Source organism: Natronosalvus amylolyticus, assembly GCF_024298845.1.
GTDB classification, from domain to species: domain Archaea; phylum Halobacteriota; class Halobacteria; order Halobacteriales; family Natrialbaceae; genus Natronosalvus; species Natronosalvus amylolyticus.
Genome location: NZ_CP101156.1, coordinates 1,739,308 through 1,755,056 on the forward strand (window position 1 = coordinate 1,739,308; position 15,749 = coordinate 1,755,056).

General features: G+C 59.6%; 20 protein-coding genes and 1 tRNA gene. 7 read left to right on the top strand and 14 right to left on the bottom strand.

Going from position 1 to position 15,749, the window contains the following annotated elements:
- Positions 1-86 precede the first annotated feature (86 nt).
- Entirely contained in the window at positions 87-287 is a 201-nt protein-coding gene (locus NLK60_RS08145) for a hypothetical protein (RefSeq protein ID WP_254810386.1), read from the bottom strand.
- Between NLK60_RS08145 and NLK60_RS08150 the strand changes: the two genes are divergently transcribed.
- Positions 286-681, top strand: a complete 396-nt coding sequence (locus NLK60_RS08150) for an Hsp20/alpha crystallin family protein (protein ID WP_254810387.1) — start codon at positions 286-288, stop codon at positions 679-681. The genes NLK60_RS08145 and NLK60_RS08150 overlap by 2 nt on opposite strands.
- Positions 682-947: 266 nt before the next feature.
- On the opposite strand, the gene NLK60_RS08155 is transcribed toward NLK60_RS08150, so the two are convergent.
- The 3 genes from NLK60_RS08155 to NLK60_RS08165 form a co-directional block, all read right to left on the bottom strand.
- A complete protein-coding gene (locus NLK60_RS08155) occupies positions 948-1,823 on the bottom strand; it encodes an ATP-grasp domain-containing protein (protein ID WP_254810388.1) in 876 nt (291 codons plus the stop codon).
- A gap of 173 nt (positions 1,824-1,996) precedes the next feature.
- A complete protein-coding gene (locus NLK60_RS08160; RefSeq protein ID WP_254810389.1) occupies positions 1,997-2,527 on the bottom strand; it encodes a 50S ribosomal protein L16 in 531 nt (176 codons plus the stop codon).
- A 305-nt stretch (positions 2,528-2,832) separates the two neighbouring features.
- Positions 2,833-3,063, bottom strand: a complete 231-nt coding sequence (locus NLK60_RS08165; RefSeq protein WP_254810390.1) for a MarR family transcriptional regulator — start codon at positions 3,061-3,063, stop codon at positions 2,833-2,835.
- Positions 3,064-3,269: 206 nt separating this feature from the next.
- Between NLK60_RS08165 and NLK60_RS08170 the strand changes: the two genes are divergently transcribed.
- Positions 3,270-4,430 carry a CBS domain-containing protein gene (locus tag NLK60_RS08170; RefSeq protein WP_254810391.1) on the top strand — a complete coding sequence of 387 codons (1,161 nt, stop codon included), beginning with the start codon at positions 3,270-3,272 and terminating at the stop codon, positions 4,428-4,430.
- Positions 4,431-4,649: 219 nt separating this feature from the next.
- Here the strand turns inward: NLK60_RS08170 and NLK60_RS08175 are convergent.
- Positions 4,650-4,722, bottom strand: a tRNA-His gene (locus NLK60_RS08175).
- A gap of 251 nt (positions 4,723-4,973) precedes the next feature.
- On the opposite strand from NLK60_RS08175, the gene NLK60_RS08180 reads away from it, so the two are divergent.
- Positions 4,974-5,429 carry a DUF5814 domain-containing protein gene (locus NLK60_RS08180; protein WP_254810392.1) on the top strand — a complete coding sequence of 152 codons (456 nt, stop codon included), beginning with the start codon at positions 4,974-4,976 and terminating at the stop codon, positions 5,427-5,429.
- Positions 5,430-5,466: 37 nt separating this feature from the next.
- Here the strand turns inward: NLK60_RS08180 and NLK60_RS08185 are convergent, their stop codons facing one another.
- From NLK60_RS08185 to NLK60_RS08200, 4 genes are all read right to left on the bottom strand, one after another.
- Positions 5,467-5,874, bottom strand: coding sequence for a DUF8146 domain-containing protein (locus NLK60_RS08185; protein ID WP_254810393.1), 408 nt, complete (start codon positions 5,872-5,874; stop codon positions 5,467-5,469).
- A gap of 137 nt (positions 5,875-6,011) precedes the next feature.
- The gene (locus NLK60_RS08190) at positions 6,012-6,638 is read right to left on the bottom strand and encodes an RPA family protein (protein ID WP_254810394.1); all 627 of its coding nucleotides are present in this window, start codon (positions 6,636-6,638) and stop codon (positions 6,012-6,014) included.
- On the bottom strand, positions 6,639-7,568 hold the full coding sequence (locus NLK60_RS08195) for a replication factor A (RefSeq protein WP_254810395.1): 930 nt from the start codon (positions 7,566-7,568) through the stop codon (positions 6,639-6,641).
- Positions 7,569-7,736: 168 nt separating this feature from the next.
- A complete protein-coding gene (locus tag NLK60_RS08200; RefSeq protein ID WP_254810396.1) occupies positions 7,737-8,144 on the bottom strand; it encodes a hypothetical protein in 408 nt (135 codons plus the stop codon).
- A gap of 128 nt (positions 8,145-8,272) precedes the next feature.
- On the opposite strand from NLK60_RS08200, the gene NLK60_RS08205 reads away from it, so the two are divergent.
- The 3 genes from NLK60_RS08205 to NLK60_RS08215 all read left to right on the top strand — a co-directional run bounded on the left by NLK60_RS08205 (position 8,273) and on the right by NLK60_RS08215 (position 10,646).
- Positions 8,273-8,584 carry a DUF7091 family protein gene (locus NLK60_RS08205; RefSeq protein WP_254810397.1) on the top strand — a complete coding sequence of 104 codons (312 nt, stop codon included), beginning with the start codon at positions 8,273-8,275 and terminating at the stop codon, positions 8,582-8,584.
- Entirely contained in the window at positions 8,581-9,732 is a 1,152-nt protein-coding gene (locus tag NLK60_RS08210; RefSeq protein ID WP_254810398.1) for a mannose-1-phosphate guanylyltransferase, read from the top strand. Before NLK60_RS08205 ends, NLK60_RS08210 begins: the two co-directional genes overlap by 4 nt.
- Before the next feature lie 416 nt (positions 9,733-10,148).
- On the top strand, positions 10,149-10,646 hold the full coding sequence (locus NLK60_RS08215; protein ID WP_254810399.1) for a hypothetical protein: 498 nt from the start codon (positions 10,149-10,151) through the stop codon (positions 10,644-10,646).
- Positions 10,647-10,802: 156 nt separating this feature from the next.
- Here the strand turns inward: NLK60_RS08215 and NLK60_RS08220 are convergent, their stop codons facing one another.
- The 5 genes from NLK60_RS08220 to carA all read right to left on the bottom strand — a co-directional run bounded on the left by NLK60_RS08220 (position 10,803) and on the right by carA (position 15,055).
- Positions 10,803-11,351, bottom strand: coding sequence for a DUF8215 family protein (locus NLK60_RS08220; protein ID WP_254810400.1), 549 nt, complete (start codon positions 11,349-11,351; stop codon positions 10,803-10,805).
- A 100-nt stretch (positions 11,352-11,451) separates the two neighbouring features.
- Positions 11,452-12,453, bottom strand: a complete 1,002-nt coding sequence (locus NLK60_RS08225) for a sulfurtransferase (RefSeq protein WP_254810401.1) — start codon at positions 12,451-12,453, stop codon at positions 11,452-11,454.
- 78 nt (positions 12,454-12,531) lie between these two features.
- Positions 12,532-13,317, bottom strand: a complete 786-nt coding sequence (locus tag NLK60_RS08230) for an SDR family oxidoreductase (RefSeq protein ID WP_254810402.1) — start codon at positions 13,315-13,317, stop codon at positions 12,532-12,534.
- 55 nt (positions 13,318-13,372) lie between these two features.
- The gene (locus NLK60_RS08235; protein WP_254810403.1) at positions 13,373-13,831 is read right to left on the bottom strand and encodes a Tfx family DNA-binding protein; all 459 of its coding nucleotides are present in this window, start codon (positions 13,829-13,831) and stop codon (positions 13,373-13,375) included.
- Between the two features lie 141 nt (positions 13,832-13,972).
- Positions 13,973-15,055 carry a glutamine-hydrolyzing carbamoyl-phosphate synthase small subunit gene (gene carA, locus NLK60_RS08240; protein ID WP_254810404.1) on the bottom strand — a complete coding sequence of 361 codons (1,083 nt, stop codon included), beginning with the start codon at positions 15,053-15,055 and terminating at the stop codon, positions 13,973-13,975.
- A 102-nt stretch (positions 15,056-15,157) separates the two neighbouring features.
- Between carA and NLK60_RS08245 the strand changes: the two genes are divergently transcribed.
- Entirely contained in the window at positions 15,158-15,571 is a 414-nt protein-coding gene (locus NLK60_RS08245; protein ID WP_254810405.1) for an Lrp/AsnC family transcriptional regulator, read from the top strand.
- The last annotated feature ends 178 nt before the right edge of the window (positions 15,572-15,749 follow it).

Below are 15,749 nucleotides of genomic sequence, written 5' to 3' on the forward strand. Positions count from 1 at the left end.
CCATCCCCCGAATCGACGAGTTCCGCTTCGAATATCCACGACTCCTCGAGGCGGTGACAACACTCCATATGAAGGTTTTGTACCAACTACCGATCAGCGACCAGCCCCGTCCGTCGCTGAACCGTACGTCCATAGCGGGTCTCCTCACCAACCGACGGTTCAGGAGTCCCGTTTTCGGCGTCGTGTCCCGGTCTTTCGTCGGGAAGAGTGAACGCCGACGATACGTCCCCACCACCGAACCCGATCAGGAACAGGTTTTTGCACGTTCCCTGCTTACGGTCGCTCATGCGAAGAGACGACCGCGACGAACCCTTCGATGATCTGTTTCGCGAGATCGAACGAATGATGAACGACATGATGAACGGCTCGAATATGGACGTCCATTCGAGCACGGACGTCGAGAACGGCTTCGGGGCTGACACCCACGTCGACGTCCACGACACCGACGACGAACTGCGAGTCATCGCAGACCTCCCCGGCGTCGAGAAACGAAACATCGAACTCGAGTGCGACGGTAAAACGCTCACCATCTCAGCTCGAAGCGACCACCGCGAGTACGACGAGCGCGTCTCGCTCCCTCGCCGCGTGAACGAGCACACCGCCACCGCGACCTACAACAACGGTGTCCTCGAGGTCGTCTTCGAACCCGCCGACCAGTCTTCGGACATCAGCCTCGAGTAATCAGCACGCTCGTCCGCGCGTCGTTCGTTTTTCTCGCCCGAATCGACGAGATTATTTATCGGAGAACCGGCCAGCGTGCTCCGGGTTGCCGAGTATATTCGACCAGAAAAGGAGGGAGAGAATAAGCAGCGCCATCAAAAAACCCATCAAGACACCCGATGTGATGGCGTCGTCGAAAAGAAAGGAGACGATACCAATTGCGGTAGGTAACACTACCAGAAGAACGACCGACTGTCGTATCGCGAGTGAACTATCCATTGCAGTGATTACCGCTCCTCGAGACACCCCGAAATCGCCTCGGCCAACCGGTCGTAAAACCCCGGTTCGTACTTCGTCGCTGCATCGATCGTCGGCCGGGCGTTCGTTTCGTTGACGAGGACCCGCCCCCCAGCGTCGACGAGTAAATCGACGCCCAGAAACGGTATCTCGAGTGTCTCCGCAACCGCCAGCGCAATCTCGCGCCAGGCTTCCGGAATCTCGACGCCGGTGGCTTCAGCCCCACGGTGAACGTTGTGTTTCCAACGACCCTGTTCGCGAGCTACCTCGGGCAGTCGGCGTTCGACAGCTCCGACGATCTCCCCCTGGAGTACCATCACGCGATAGTCCGAGGCGTCGGGGACGTACTCCTGAACCAGAAACGACTTGTCCCCCGTTGCCCGGTAGTCGTGGACGAGCGAGAGGTACTCACAGATCCCGAGAAACGAATCCAGGTCGTGGGCCTTCGCGACGCCGACGCCGCGGGTCGTCGAGTTCGGTTTGACGACGACCGGCGGCTCGAAACGCTCGAACACCCGCGCCAGTTCGGCGTCGTCAACCGGGTTCGAGACGTACACGGAATCCGGGACCGAAATCCCCCCTCGCTCGAGCCTGGCGAGTACACCCCCCTTGTTTCGCGAAGTAACCACCGCCTCGAGCCCGTTGAGCCAGGGAACCTCGAGCAGTGCGTCAGCGACACCCCCTTCCATCAGTCGACCCGGATAGACGAAACCGACATCGTAGTCCGTCCGCGACCAGGGCGGGTCCTCGAGCGCCACCGTTCGTTCGCGAACGGGAACGTGGTGACACTCGATACCGCGTTCGGCAAGCGGGGCTGCCATCCGCTCGAACGTCTCCTCGCGGTTGGCGACGGCGAGATCGATCATCACTCGAGGATACCGACCGAATCGACGTGAATATTCCCTTCGCGGAACCGGACGCGGTGCTCACGAGAGAGGATCGGTGGTGGCTGTTGTGTCCTCACTGGCAGCACCGAAGCGGGATGGCCACCGACCGGTAAACGGTTACAACAGCCTGTGAGTCGAAAACTGCGTTCCGATCAGGAGATCAGCTGCTCTTCGCCTTTCTCGACGACGATACGGCACGGCGGCGTGATCTTGTTGTACGCACGGCGGAACGCGTCTTTTGCGAAGGCGGCGTCGTCGACATCACACCAGACGGTGAAGATACGGTCGCCTTTCTGGACGCGAGCGGCAGTGCCGACGATTTTCCCGAACGACTGGCGCATCCCGTCGGAAACACGGTCTGCACCCGCACCGGTTGCCTGCTTGTTCTCACGTAGCACCTGGTGGGGGAACTTCCGGAGGATCATCTTGTACTGGAACTCGCCAGCGTTTTTGATCATGTGCCGGTTTGCAGACAGACGCGAGGCCTCGAGGCTACCGTGTCGGATCTGACACTCCTCGTCGGCGACCAGACTGATCTGGACCGGGTAATCGTCTGCGGTGGCGCTCCGGTCGCCCATCTGGTGCTGAGCGATTTTCGAGCCGGGGATCCCAGTGATGTATTCACGGCGCGTGTACGCCGGCTTGTCGATCTTCCGATACATTGAGGCGGGTTTGTCGGACATGGTTACTTGTTGGGAACGAAGCCCACCGCGGGAATAAAGCCTTCGAACCGTCGGTGTGTCTCGAGAGACGCCCTGATACGGTTTACTGTATTCTCTTATCGGCGATTGCCGAACAGGTATAGTAGCCAGTGAACGTCATTGCACACCCTATCGCAAGACTGCATCGCGGTAGGTGTATAAATTGTTTCACTGGCTACTATATAGGCAATCACCGGCAAGTAGTTACAACAGACCGTATCAGCCTACGAGCGACAGTATCCGAAGAGAAACGAGCCAAAGGTATTCGGGTCACCGACTACCGACAGTCAGGTACAGCATTGGTAGTGTGTTCCGTCACACTCGATGAGGTCATCATCCGCGAGCGAGCGAACCACGCTCAAGACGTCGATTTTCTGCATCGAAAGCGCCCCGGCCAGTTCATCGAGTGTCGTTTCGCCGGTGACCTCGAGGTAGAGATACACGAGTTTCGATTGTGGCGAGCTGAGATTTGCTGGGAGTGATTCGACCTGTTTTGAGGTGAGCTGTTGGTGCATCATTGTCTACTCAAGGTCACACCGAACTCAAATATAAATCTATGCCACATGGAATACATATTGAGTAATGCGTAATGATGTCATTATATGTCCTTTGATAAAAGATGACATGACGAATTCCATTTGCCGGCCACACTGGCCGCCTGTGGTGAACGAAGAGCAGCGAAAAGGACAGCGTGCTTAAGGGGATGCCACCGGTATGTAGCGATATGAAGAGTTTTCGGATCGGCTCATTGTTTGGCATCCCAATCAAACTCGACATTACGTTTCTCCTCATTTTACCCGTCTTCGCTTATCTCATCGGCCTCCAGATCGAACCCGTCGCCGCCATCCTGAACGAGACGATGAACGCGGGAATCTCGACTGAAGAGATCACCACCGGGATGACGCCCTGGATACTCGGACTGACCGCTGCAATCGGGTTGTTCGTCGGCGTCGTTCTTCACGAACTCGGCCACTCGTTGACCGCACAACGGTATGGGTTCCCTATCGAATCGATTACGCTCTGGCTGCTCGGTGGGCTGGCAGCCCTCTCGGAAATGCCCGAAGATTGGAAACAGGAACTGAACATCGCCATCGCCGGCCCGATCGTCTCTGTGCTCGTCGGTGTAGCATCCTACGGCCTGTTTCTAGCCACCCCAGCAGAACTCGACGGTATCCGGTTCGTGCTCGGCTATCTCGCTGTATTGAACGTCGCCCTGGCTATCTTCAACATGGTTCCGGCGTTTCCGATGGACGGCGGTCGTGTCCTCCGTGCTCTTCTGGCGCGGAACCGACCGTACGCTCGAGCGACCCAACAGGCAGCGAGCATCGGCAAACTGTTTGCAATCATCATGGCACTGTTCGGCCTGTTCACCAACATCTTCCTCATCGCTGTTGCCTTTTTCGTCTACATCGCCGCCTCGAGCGAGTCCCGACAGGTGACGATGAAAGCCGCCTTCGAAGGCGTTTCCGTCCGCGACATCATGACCCCCGCTGGGAGCTTGCACACCGTTATGCCCGGGACGAGTGTCGCCGATCTGATCCGCCGAATGTTCAGTGAACGACACACCGGCTATCCGGTCATCGACGACGGCCACCTCGTCGGGCTCGTCACCCTCTCGGACGCTCGAGACATCAAACCGGTCGAGCGGGACGCGTTCACGGTCGCGGACGTGATGTCGACCGACCTGAAAACCATCGAGCCCGACGCCGACGCGATGACGGCCCTCGAGCGGATGCAAAAAGACGACATCGGCCGCCTGCTAGTGATGGATCGCCACGGCGACCTCGTCGGCCTGATCACCCGCACCGATCTGATGACCGCGATGAATATCATCCGACAGAGCGGGGCGATGAATCCCGCCGCCAACGAGGGCTTTGTGAACTAGTCCCCTCCCAAACGTCGACGCTTGACAGAATATTAAGCGATTCGTGCTCGACGATTGCCGGTGCTCGATCTCGGTCCGTCGGTTGTACCCCTCGGTTTACTTGTCACGGTAATGGCCAGATGTGAGAATTGAAGCCGACTACGAAACTCACTCGATGAACCCGCATGAATCAATATCCGAACGGAGTGTTAACTCCTCACGTCTGTTCGTCGCCAGAAGGTCCGGGTGCGAGAATTGAACCCGCGTCTCAGCCTCCACAAGGCTGAAGGATAGTCCACTACCCTAACCCGGACACGCTTGCAAGCCATCTTAGCCCGGTTGAGTTCAAATACGTTACGACTCTCGAGACACCGTGTGTATCTCTATCGCGTGACACGGTGAGTGTCGAGACAGAGGTTTGGAAAGCATACCAATACAGTATGGGAAATAAAGTATATACTACATACTGCATAGCAAAACAGCCGATCGTGCACAACGCAAAAATAGTCGGCTCAATCGTGACCGAGGGGCTTTTGACGCCCCCTCGAGTACATCGACCAACGCGTGGCCATCACCGACAAAATCTACGTCAAAAACCATCGGCAACTCAGCTCCCAGCTGGAGACCAATATCCCAAAGGGGGCGTTCAAAGGTGCCACTCTCGACGTCCTCTTTCAGGGGCAAGGGCTCGAGAAGCTCGACGATGCGACTCGAGAGCGGGTACTCGATTTCGCGACAGACTTTCTCGACTGTGACTGTCAGGACAATCCCTACTGTGGCTGCCCGGAACGCAAGTTCATGAAATACCTGCTCGAGTTGCGCGCACAGGGGCTCGGCCCCGAGGCGATCGTCGACGTCATGAGCGACGACTACATGGTGTACGCCTACACCGGCGACGTCCTCTCGTTTCTCGACAGCGGCGTCCGGACGCTCGAGGCTGCAGAAGGGCTAGCGCGCGTCGATGGGAACCCGGAGGCTGCAGACGAAATTCGGCAGGTCAAACGAGAGCTGTCCCGGTGACAGCCGGGCTCGTATAACAGACTATAAAGTGGGCCAGTCACCGGACCGTCGACGACCCGTTTGCCTCGTCGAGGTCGTCGAGCAACAACACTTCCTCCTCTTCTGCATCGAGTCGGTCTCGAAGGTCATTCACGTAGGATTTGTGTTCCTCGAGCTGTTCGCGCAGGTGCTCGGACTCGAGTTCGAGCCGTTCGTGTTCGCGAACGAAACTCTTTGGAACCTCCACAGTCGGCGGGAACGACGGTTCGTCGTCGTCGTCATCGCTCCGTCGCTCGAGTTCGTCTTCGGGTACCACAGCCACCTGGCCGTCGTGTTCGACCAGCAAATCGACGTAATCACGGAAGACGGCGGACAACGAGATATCGCGTTCCTCGGCGATCTCCTGTAACGCGGTGAATGCGTCCTCGTTCACCCGGAACGAGATCGTCTTGTTCTTGTTGCCCATGCTATCCTCCTTTCTGTAGCCAGGCCACTTAATGATTCGTCAGACGGGGACACGGCCAGTATGGGTCCGGCTGTCCGTTCGAAATCGACCATCGCGAAAAAACGGGAGCGGTAAATCGCAGTCGACAGGAAGACGTATCAGGCCGACGCTTCGAGTTCTTCGAGACTCTCGAGGGCAGCGATCACGTCACGACGGTAGTTTTCGACTGGCGAGTCATAGCGCTCGAGGGCCATCTGAGCGTACTCGTTGGACGGCACCGTCGACCCGCTCTCAGGCGCTTCTTGCTCGGCTTCGAACTCCGCGAACGCTTCGATGCGCTCGAGGGTGCGCTCGGCAGTTTCGACGACCCAGCGGTCGCGGGTGGCTTCGTCGACGACGGCGATGGATTCCGGTCGGACGGAGACGTTGATCGTGCCGTCATCTGTCTCGTAGGTTCGTGGCTTGCCGACGATGGCGACGTACGCCGGCGGTTCCGTGTCACGGAGGACGGCCGCCGCTTCGGGCTGGTACTGCCCGGCGTAGACGAAGAACGTCCCCGTCGGGTCGACGACGCGGCCGCGCCAGTACTCGCTGTCCTCGCCGACGTCTTCGGTTTCGGTCAGCGTCCCGACGAAGAACACACGATTAGCCCGGTCGCCCGTGGGCATGAGCGCATAGTTTGGCGCGCGTTCGTCGTCGGACTCTTTGAAGGCGTACGTGGAATCGTTGAATTCGGATGCGAAGACGCGTTTAGCGACTTCACGGGTGAGTTGGGTCTGAGACATTTACATCGACCTCGCTTTGATCAGCAGCGATTCAGCATCGACCGATCCGTCGAGTTCCTCGACGTCGTCAGCCAGTACGTAGCGGCCGAACGTCGGTCCCTCGATACGGTAGTAGGTGCCGACGATTCGATCGCGGATTTCGTCGGCGACGACCGTCGTGTCGAGTGCGTCCATCGCCATCTCCTTGGCCTCCTCGAGGCTGATCCCGGTCAGGGATTCGGTCGACTCGGCGTCGAAAATAACCTCGTGAGCGTCGATGCCGTCGTCGACGACACCTTTGATTCGGAGGTCGAACTCGCCTTCGACCTCACCGTGGTCGGGACAGCGACCGTTCTGGAGAACGTAGGTACAGCCCTCCTCGGGACAGCGTTTGATCAGGCCGCTCCCGCTCTGCATGTCCACGAGTGCGCCCTCGATCTCGCTGGTGTCGTCGCCGACTTCGATCTCCTCGTCGAGTTCCTCGACGACCGTCGTCGAGTTGAGTTTGACCGAGTACCGGCCCTGGTACTCGTCAGTGACGACGTTGCGGAGGTCGTAGACGCCGCCTTCCTCGAGACTCGGGAGGTCGGATTTGGCCCATTTGGTAAACTTGATCGTGCCCGTGGGGTCACCCAGAAGGCCGACCTGGGCGACGGAGTCGCTGCGGGGCTCCCAGAGTTCGATGACCTTGGCGCGGAGGTCGATCCACTCTTCTGGTTCGTCGACGTCCTCGATCTGGGCGCGTTCGCTCGAGCCACTCGAGATATCTTCGCGCTCGAGGCCGGCCTCGTCGAGGTAGTGCGTCGTGACGGAACGGCGCGCCTCGTCCATCGGCACTTTGTACTCGTCGACGAGGGTGCTGAGTCGCTCCTCGACGTCTTCGACGGTGACGTCGATGTGGTCTGAAAACTGCTCGTGTATGTCTGCTGCGTGTTGGGGTACGTCGCTCATCGGATCACGCCTCCTCTTGTGTATCCATGGGAGGCATACCGGTGTTCGCGCCCAATAGTATTTAAACTGCCGCCACCGGAGCGAAAGTGGACATGTGGAGAGGTGCGAGTCGCTCAAGGGGTGTTATAGCACGCGTTGGGACAGCCAGTTCGTCGAGATCATCTCCGATCAGCACGTGCTTCCCCCGAACTCCATCCCTCCACGATCTTCACTCGACCAGATGGTGAACTGGAACGTATTCGTCGCTCGATCACTCTCAGAGCAGGTGATTTCGTACCTGTCTTCGTACTCCCGACCGTCGATCTCGATCCGGGCATCGACGGCGTCTCCATTGGATACGTTCTCGAGCACCTGTAGCGACAACCCGGCCGCGTCTTCGTCTGGTTCTCGTGCAGGGATATCGACGAAGCCATCCAGCACGACGGCACTGTCATGTCGAAGCGTGACGTCTGCGGTGAACCGCTCCGCCCTGAAATTGACGATCTCGAACGTCACTGGCGCAGATTCCGCCAATATCGAGAGACAGCCGCTCGTCACGATGAGTCCAAGCGTACCGAAAAGGGCACGTCTTTTCATATTCGGTATGACACATTACGCTGTCATAATATCTCTGATCGATAGTGCACGTCGAACGGAAGACGACAGCACACCATCGGGAACTGGGCGACGGGCCTATGTGTCCCGCCCACGAACACCCACCGAGAATGGCAGATCGGCGTCGACTCGAGCGCTTTATCCGCTCGAAAGTCAGGGAAGCAGGCACGCAGTACGAGTCAGTTCGTCGGTCGGCAGACGGCCAACTCGAGGAAGCCCGTGAGGCCTATCGAATGGCTCGGAACGCCAAAACCATCCCCACGGACGAGGCCGACCGGGCGAAGATCGTCTGTCGACGCTTTGCCGAAAAACGCGCCGCGAAACTCGACGAGGAGTATCGGCCAGCGTGTTACGAGGCCGACCATCCCGACTGTGAGGGCTGTGTCGAAGACATCTACGACGGGCGGATCGAAACCTGGTGAGCACCGTGGCGAACTCGAGCACGCCGCCGATACTCGCCTGTGTGCTGGCCGGGGGAACCGGGACGCGACTCTACCCCCTCAGCCGTCCCGATCGGCCGAAACAGTTTCTCGAGATAGGGGGCGACCGATCGCTACTCGAACGCACCCTCGAGCGTGCCGACCGAATCAGCGCGAAAACCTGGATGCTGACCAACGACGCGCTCGAGGAGCCGATTCGCGAACACGTCACAGACACCGATGCACGGGTGTTAGTCGAACCCGACGCGATGGGAACCGGTCCGGCACTGGTGTACGCCGCCTGGCGGCTTCACGAGGAACGTGAGGGGAAGTCCCGCGAGGGCAGGGAGGCGGATGAAGCAGTCGATGGGGACGAGTCCGAAAATCGGACCGACGATCCACCTGTAATCGTCACCCTCCCCAGCGACCACCACGTCGAGGACGAGGCGGCGTTCGCCCAGACGCTCGAGCGAGCGGCCGCCGTCGCCGTCGACACCGAGAAACTCGTCACGCTGGGTGTCGAGCCCACGCGAGCGGCTACCGAGTTCGGCTACATCGTTCCCGAAAGCGGGATGGGTCGGGCTGAGCCCGAGGGCGATCTGGCGTACTCGAGCGTCCGTCGCTTCCGAGAGAAACCGAACCGCGAAGTCGCCCGCTCGTTGCTCGAGGACGGGGCCTACTGGAACGCCGGCGTCTTCGCGTGGACGCCCGAGGCGTTACTCGGGGCCGCCCGTGACTCGCCGCTCGCACCACTGATCGAGGCTCTCGAGGCCGGCGTCGACCCCCTCGAGGCGTTCGCGAAGGTCGATCCGATCAGTATCGACGAGGGGGTCCTCGAGCGCGAGGACGACGTCGCCGTCGTCCCCCTCTCGGCCGGGTGGGCTGACCTCGGGACGTGGGACGCACTGGGCCGCCTCGAATCGCTGCAGATCGGCGATGGCAACGCCGCACTCGAGGGAGCGACGGTGACGGCCCGTGAAGCAACCGACAACGTGGTCGCCGCCCCGGGAAAACACGTCTCGTTGCTGGGTGTCGACGATCTCGTCGTCGTGGCCGTCGACGACCACGTACTGGTCGTCCCGAGAACGGCAGCCAAAAGCGTTCGAGAACTCGTCGATGTATCTGAGACGGACGACGAAACCGAGGCCTGAAGCAGTCTGTGATGGGTTGCGTATCGAAGACAATTTCGTCCAGAAACGCCGGATGTGAACCGAGCGACACAGCAACCAACATAAGCAAAGAGACGAAAAGACTATTGTGTCAAAGTTCCAATCTCTTGTGAATGAAGGCAAAGAAGTGGTATTTGATAACGGCGATCTGTTGTGTACTTTCGCTGTGTCTATTCACCGGATTTCTGCTCTATCAGCCAGGTGATGAACTACCAGAACGACCACTGGTAGCGGAACATGAGTACCCGTACGAGGTGACAGGGGCGTGGGGTGATGACAGCATGAGCACTTCATTTTATACTATTGCGGAAAACGAGACTCACGCCTATTCGATTACGAAAGTTCACCAAAGAGGGGAGGTGTACAAAAGTTATCAGGAAGGTGGTGTGAAATACACGATGATAGCTGGCCAACCAGAAGGAAAAGAAGATCTCTATGAAGATTTAATCGAACGAAACAGTAACGAGCCGATTTACACCGAGTCTGATGACGAAGGGTGGGTTATCGTCAGAGTCGAAGAGAGTTACCCGGGTGACGTCGGTTCTGAGAACCTGGCGAATACGCTCGTTCAAAGCCTACAACTACCTGGTATCGAACGAGTCGGTACGAAGGGTGACGAGATCGTTGTCTACGAACCGGTCAATCAATGGGCTGGCCAGTATCGATTTACGGACGCCGAAGGATCGATTGCCACTGATTCGGACTCCGATGTGGTTCGAGAAGCATCAGTGACCTACACGCAAACAGAGGCAACGACGTACTTCGAGTATGTTACTGGAGACCGAGAAAAAAGGGCATACGAGTACGAATACACGCCAGATGCAGACGTCAATCTCGAAACACCGACATGGGTAGAGGCTTGTATCTACGACGACGATTGCGAAGCCGTCCGGTAGCTATAGTAGCTATTGAAAGTCATGGCACACTCTATCGCAAGGCAGCGTCGCGATAGGTGTGTAAATCGTTTCAATGGCTGCTAAATTTTACCAGACCACAACCGAACACCAGACAGGGTACGACGCCCAGGTTATCGATCCCCGGGAGAGAGCAGGTTACACGTCAGACAGCCACTCGTCGTGGTGGGGATTCGAGCTATCGAATCGGACGTAGACTCGCTCGCCGAGGTGTGGAAACGCGTACGTGGCGAGGGATCCGGCCAAGACGGCGAGGAGAAGCGACAGGGCCGGAATACCGACCGCTCGAGCCAGCGCCGGTGCGGCAAAGACCACGACGGTGATAACCAGATTGTAGTACAAAATCCTGAGAACGACCAACCAGAGTGAGATCGACACCCAACCCCGAACGTCGGTGCCGAGCGGGATAATCCAGCCACCGCGGATGACCGCCGCGACGGCAGTCATCGTTACCCAGAGGACCAGCGCCGTCGCTCCGACGCCGTAGGGACTCGCGTCCGGGAAAAATAACGCGAGCAACAGCGCTGGTAATCCGAAGATGGAGATGTCCGCGAAGACGGTGCTCGTGTCGTGGAGAAACCGACGCCACGGCGATTTCTTCGCTCGAGTGAGCGTGCCGTACCCGTACCAGGTCCGTCGTTCCTCCGAGTACGCCGGGCGGGTGTCACGCCCCGGTGCACGTTTCATTGTCGGCCACTACGACGCGGAAGGGTAAAATTGCTGGCACGCTGGTGACGTTTGCCCCGATGGCACGCAGATGGCTGCGTTGAGAGGGATTCTTCCCCCTTCACTCCGCAAACGTGTCGATGACGGTTCCACTTCCCTCACCAGTCGTGTAGTGGTAGCCGTCCGCACTCGAGAGCGTGCCCCAGTCGTGCCAGCTTCCCTCGTAGTTGCGCAGTTCCTCGAATCCGAGCAGCCCCAGGATGAACCAGCCGACAGAGCCGCGAACGGCGGTCGTACAGTAGGTTATCGTCTCCTCGTCGGGCTCGAGGCCGGCGTCGTCCAGCCACAGTTGCTCGAGGTCCTCGGGCGACCGGAGTCGAGCTCCGCTTTCAACGAGGTTTTGCGGGAAATTGACGTTGATCGCGCCAGTGATATGCCCGTGTCGAGAGGCGCGGTCGTCCTCGTCTAACCCCCAGTACTCTTCGGGCGTGCGGTTGTCGACGAGCTGGACGTCAGCCCCCTCCTCGTGGACTCGCTCGGCCACGTGGGCTCGCGTCGCGACGACATCCATGTCGAGCGCAGGTTCGTACTGACTATCTGCTGCGTCCACGTCGTCAGTTTCGGTTGGAGCGTTTGCTGCCTCCCAGACCGTGTAGCCCCCATCGAGCAGCGCCACGGTGCCTTCGTGACCGATGGCTCGCAAAGTGTATATCGCGTAGGTCTCCCAGAGAGTCGACCCCTCGCCGTAGACGGCCACGTCGTCACCGCGTTCGATGCCGGCTTGCGCCACGATATCGGCGATGACCTCGGGTGAGGCCTCGTAGCCGTCGTCCGTTTCTGCGTAGTGACCGCGCAGCAACTCCGTGTCGGGCAATCGATGGGCTCCCTCGATGTGGCCCGATAGAAAGTCCTTCTCCCGCCGGATGTCGAGGAGTTCGACCGCCTCGAGGTTGTCCTCGAGCCACTGACTGTCGACGACCGCCTCGTAGGCGACGGCCGCCGGCGTCGAGTAGTTGTCGGGTTGACGCGAGGCGATGGAGCCGAGACAGCCGGCGACCGAGGCGGCTGTTGCCCCGCTGACTGCGAACAGAAACTGTCGTCTTCCGGTCGTATCGTGCCCCATCAGTGGGAAACAGTATGAGCCGCAGTCTCACGAGCATTTCGTGGCTGTGTACCGAAGACGAACAGCCGAGAAGAGCGATTAGCTCCGCATCAACCCGCCGTCGATCGGTAACTCGACACCGTTGACGAAACTCGCGTGCGGACTGGAAAGATAGGCAACGACCTCGCCGAGTTCTTCGGGTTCGCCGATTCGATCCATCGGAATGTCGCTCGCCAGCTCCTCGAGGCCCTCCTGGTAGCTCTCGTAGGTGCCGTTCTCGATTCTGGCCTCGACCAGTTCCTCGATACGGGGCGTCTCGATGGTGCCAGGTAAGACCGCGTTGGCTCGAACGTCGGGGGCGAATTCCCGCGAGATCGTTTTGACGAGGCCGATTACGCCGCGTCTAACGGCGTTCGAGAGCAAGAGCCCGTCAGCGACCTCTTTGACCGTTCGGGAGGTGATACAGACGATCGATCCCTCGTCGGACTCGTGCAGGTACGGGTGGGCCTCCTCGATCGTCCAGACGACGCTCATCACCAGCAGGTCGTAGGCCCCATACCACTCGCGGTCGTCCGTCTCGAGAAAGGTTGTGCTCGGTGGCCCGCCGGCAGAGGTGACGAGGTGGTCGATGCCACCGAACTCGTCGACGGTCGCTTTCACCAGCGCCGAAACCTGCTCTGGGTCGGTCAGATCAGTGGGTTTCGCGAGGACGGCGCCGTCGCCCTGGGCCGCAACGTGTTCGCGTGCGGCCTCGAGTCGTTCCTCGTCTCGCCCGCAGATGGCGACGTTCGCCCCCTGTCGTGCGAGAACGGTCGCACTCGCGAGGCCAAGGCCGCTCGAGGAAGCCGTGACCAGTGCCGTGTTACCCGCAATATCGAGGTCCATACGTAGGTTTACAGCCACGAGTGCCTAATATTCGATGGTTACGGCGAACTCGAGATCACTCCGAGGAGCGAACCCGCACCGTGCCGTTGGAGGTGACACCGACGATGAGTGATTCGGCGACCCGTCGACCGGTGATGGCACCCCCCGCTCGATCGGAAATTACCTTCATCAGGTCAGGCGCGGTGTGTTCGACCTTGACGCCGGCCTCGTCACAGGCTTCGTACACCAGATCCGGGACGTCGTACAGGTCCGTTCCTCCCTCGACACGAACGCGAACCGGTGCGCGCAACGCTTCGGCGAACGCCACCGTCTCCTTTGCGCGCTCGAGGTTGTCGCGAGCGCTGCCCTCGACGGACGAGACGTTGGCTCGAGAGGTCCCCAGTGCCTCGGCGATGGCCGCCTGAGAGTGGCCACGTTCGCGCAAGGCGAGTACCTGCGCCTGTCGGTGGGTGAGGATGCTCTCGTCGGGATCGAAGCCGATCTCTTCGAGCGTCGTTGCTGCCTCCTCGATCATACATGCACTAGACGGCGGCGAGTTCAAAGCCTCTCCGGTCACACTCGAGCAGTGGAGGTCATGTACTCGCTCCGTAGAGCCATCGCACTCGCTCGAGGTGGGTTACGAAAATCGAAAATCGTTCACGTCGGATAGCGACGCTCAGTCGTCGGCAGGAATCGCTCGAGGGGAGTTCCGCGACGGGTTGGCCATCGCGAGGACGTCGTCGAAGAAGCCGAGGGTGTCCTCTGGGCCAGGGTTCGCTTCGGGGTGGTACTGGCGGGTGATGATGTCGTGTTCGATACCGTCGAGACCTTCGGGCGTATCGTCGTTGACGTTGAGCTGGGAGACCTCGAGGTGTGGACCGGGCTCGGCGACCGTGTAGCCGTGGTTCTGGGTCGTCATAACGACCTGTCCGCTTTCGACGTCGAGCACTGGCTGGTTAACGCCGCGGTGACCGAAGGTCATCTTCTCGGTGGTACCACCCAGCGCGCGGGCGACGATCTGCTGGCCGAGACAGATGCCAGCGACGGGCGTATCCTCGACGAAGGTTTCGACGAGCGACGCAGCCTGTGGGTAGTTTTTCGGGTCGCCAGGTCCGTTCGAGACGAACAGCACGTCGGGGTCGACGGCCTCGACGTCGGCAGCACTCGCGTCGTGTGGGAACACGTGAACGGTCGCATTGCGGGCGACCAGCGAGTCGATGATCGAACCTTTGACGCCACAGTCGATCAGCGCAACGGTCTCGCCGTCGTTATCTTCACCGTGGACGGCGTGTTCGGCCACGCTGACCTGCTCGCCGATCTCCGTGTGGTCGCTCATCGCCTGACAGCGCTCGAGTTCGGCGACGGCGTCGTCGGGCGTGGCGTGTTTGCCGACAGCGATACCGCATTTCATCGCGCCGCCTTCGCGCACGTCGGTCACGACGTCGCGGGTGTCGAGATGGTCGACGGCCGGCACGCCTTCTTCGGCGAGCCAGGCGGCCACGTCGTCGGTGAGTTCGCGAGCAAGGACGGCTCGTGGATGAACGCGATCGGATTCGAAGCGTTCCTCTCGGACGCCGTAGTTGCCGATTAGAGGGTAGGAAAACGTCAGGACCTGCTCCTCGTAAGATGGGTCCGTCAGGCTCTCCTCGTAGCCCGTGTAAGCTGTTGTGAAAACCAGTTCCCCGCGTGCGGTGCCAGGTGCACGACCACGCCCCTCGAGTACGTGACCGCTTTCCAGCGCAACGTAGGCCGGGTTCATTACGAGATACGTACTGACCACAGGCACATAAGTGTTGTCTTCGAAGCGAGGTTACGAATTTCGTAATCATCAAGTGGGTGTCACCCCAATCGGTAGATCTCAATGGACGATCTCGACCGAAACATCCTGAACATCCTCCGACGAGATGCCCGAACGCCGTATACGGAGATCGCAGAAGAGGTGGGCACGAGCGAGGGAACGGTCCGCAATCGCGTCGAGCGGATGAACGACGACGACGTTATCGAACGGTTTACTGTTACCACGCGCACGGGCAACGTGAAGGCGATGATCGAGATCGGCGTCGCGGTCGACGTCGATACGGCCAGCATCGCCGAGCGGATGGCCGAGTGGGCTGAAGTCGACTTCGTCTGGCAGGTTTCGGGTGAGCAAGACATCGTGCTGGTCGTCGACGCAGCAGACACCCGGGGCGTCAACGAACTCATCACGCAGGCGCGCGAGCAAGAGGAGGTCGTGAGCACGAAAACGCGCCTGATTCTCGACGAAAAACTCGGATAAGTGCGCCTCGAGAGTACCGCGCCGCGCCCTCTCAAACGTCGACTAATGAGTGAAAACATCGGTTTCACGCATCCGTTCAGATTTTGGAAGACACGCAGTTCCGTCAAGCGTTGCGGTGTCGTCTGCACTCTCGAGGAAAGCCGATACTGGTTTTAGGAACCGCCCGTTCAATAGGCCT

Coding starts and splice junctions, on each gene's coding strand:
- NLK60_RS08150 (WP_254810387.1), top strand. CDS start 286: ATGCGAAGAGACGACCGCGACGAACCCTTCGATGATCTGTTTCGCGAG.
- NLK60_RS08145 (WP_254810386.1), bottom strand. CDS start 287: ATGAGCGACCGTAAGCAGGGAACGTGCAAAAACCTGTTCCTGATCGGG.
- NLK60_RS08155 (WP_254810388.1), bottom strand. CDS start 1,823: ATGATCGATCTCGCCGTCGCCAACCGCGAGGAGACGTTCGAGCGGATG.
- NLK60_RS08160 (WP_254810389.1), bottom strand. CDS start 2,527: ATGTCCGACAAACCCGCCTCAATGTATCGGAAGATCGACAAGCCGGCG.
- NLK60_RS08165 (WP_254810390.1), bottom strand. CDS start 3,063: ATGATGCACCAACAGCTCACCTCAAAACAGGTCGAATCACTCCCAGCA.
- NLK60_RS08170 (WP_254810391.1), top strand. CDS start 3,270: ATGAAGAGTTTTCGGATCGGCTCATTGTTTGGCATCCCAATCAAACTC.
- NLK60_RS08185 (WP_254810393.1), bottom strand. CDS start 5,874: ATGGGCAACAAGAACAAGACGATCTCGTTCCGGGTGAACGAGGACGCA.
- NLK60_RS08190 (WP_254810394.1), bottom strand. CDS start 6,638: ATGTCTCAGACCCAACTCACCCGTGAAGTCGCTAAACGCGTCTTCGCA.
- NLK60_RS08195 (WP_254810395.1), bottom strand. CDS start 7,568: ATGAGCGACGTACCCCAACACGCAGCAGACATACACGAGCAGTTTTCA.
- NLK60_RS08200 (WP_254810396.1), bottom strand. CDS start 8,144: ATGAAAAGACGTGCCCTTTTCGGTACGCTTGGACTCATCGTGACGAGC.
- NLK60_RS08205 (WP_254810397.1), top strand. CDS start 8,273: ATGGCAGATCGGCGTCGACTCGAGCGCTTTATCCGCTCGAAAGTCAGG.
- NLK60_RS08215 (WP_254810399.1), top strand. CDS start 10,149: ATGATAGCTGGCCAACCAGAAGGAAAAGAAGATCTCTATGAAGATTTA.
- NLK60_RS08220 (WP_254810400.1), bottom strand. CDS start 11,351: ATGAAACGTGCACCGGGGCGTGACACCCGCCCGGCGTACTCGGAGGAA.
- NLK60_RS08225 (WP_254810401.1), bottom strand. CDS start 12,453: ATGGGGCACGATACGACCGGAAGACGACAGTTTCTGTTCGCAGTCAGC.
- NLK60_RS08230 (WP_254810402.1), bottom strand. CDS start 13,317: ATGGACCTCGATATTGCGGGTAACACGGCACTGGTCACGGCTTCCTCG.
- NLK60_RS08235 (WP_254810403.1), bottom strand. CDS start 13,831: ATGATCGAGGAGGCAGCAACGACGCTCGAAGAGATCGGCTTCGATCCC.
- carA (WP_254810404.1), bottom strand. CDS start 15,055: ATGAACCCGGCCTACGTTGCGCTGGAAAGCGGTCACGTACTCGAGGGG.
- NLK60_RS08245 (WP_254810405.1), top strand. CDS start 15,158: ATGGACGATCTCGACCGAAACATCCTGAACATCCTCCGACGAGATGCC.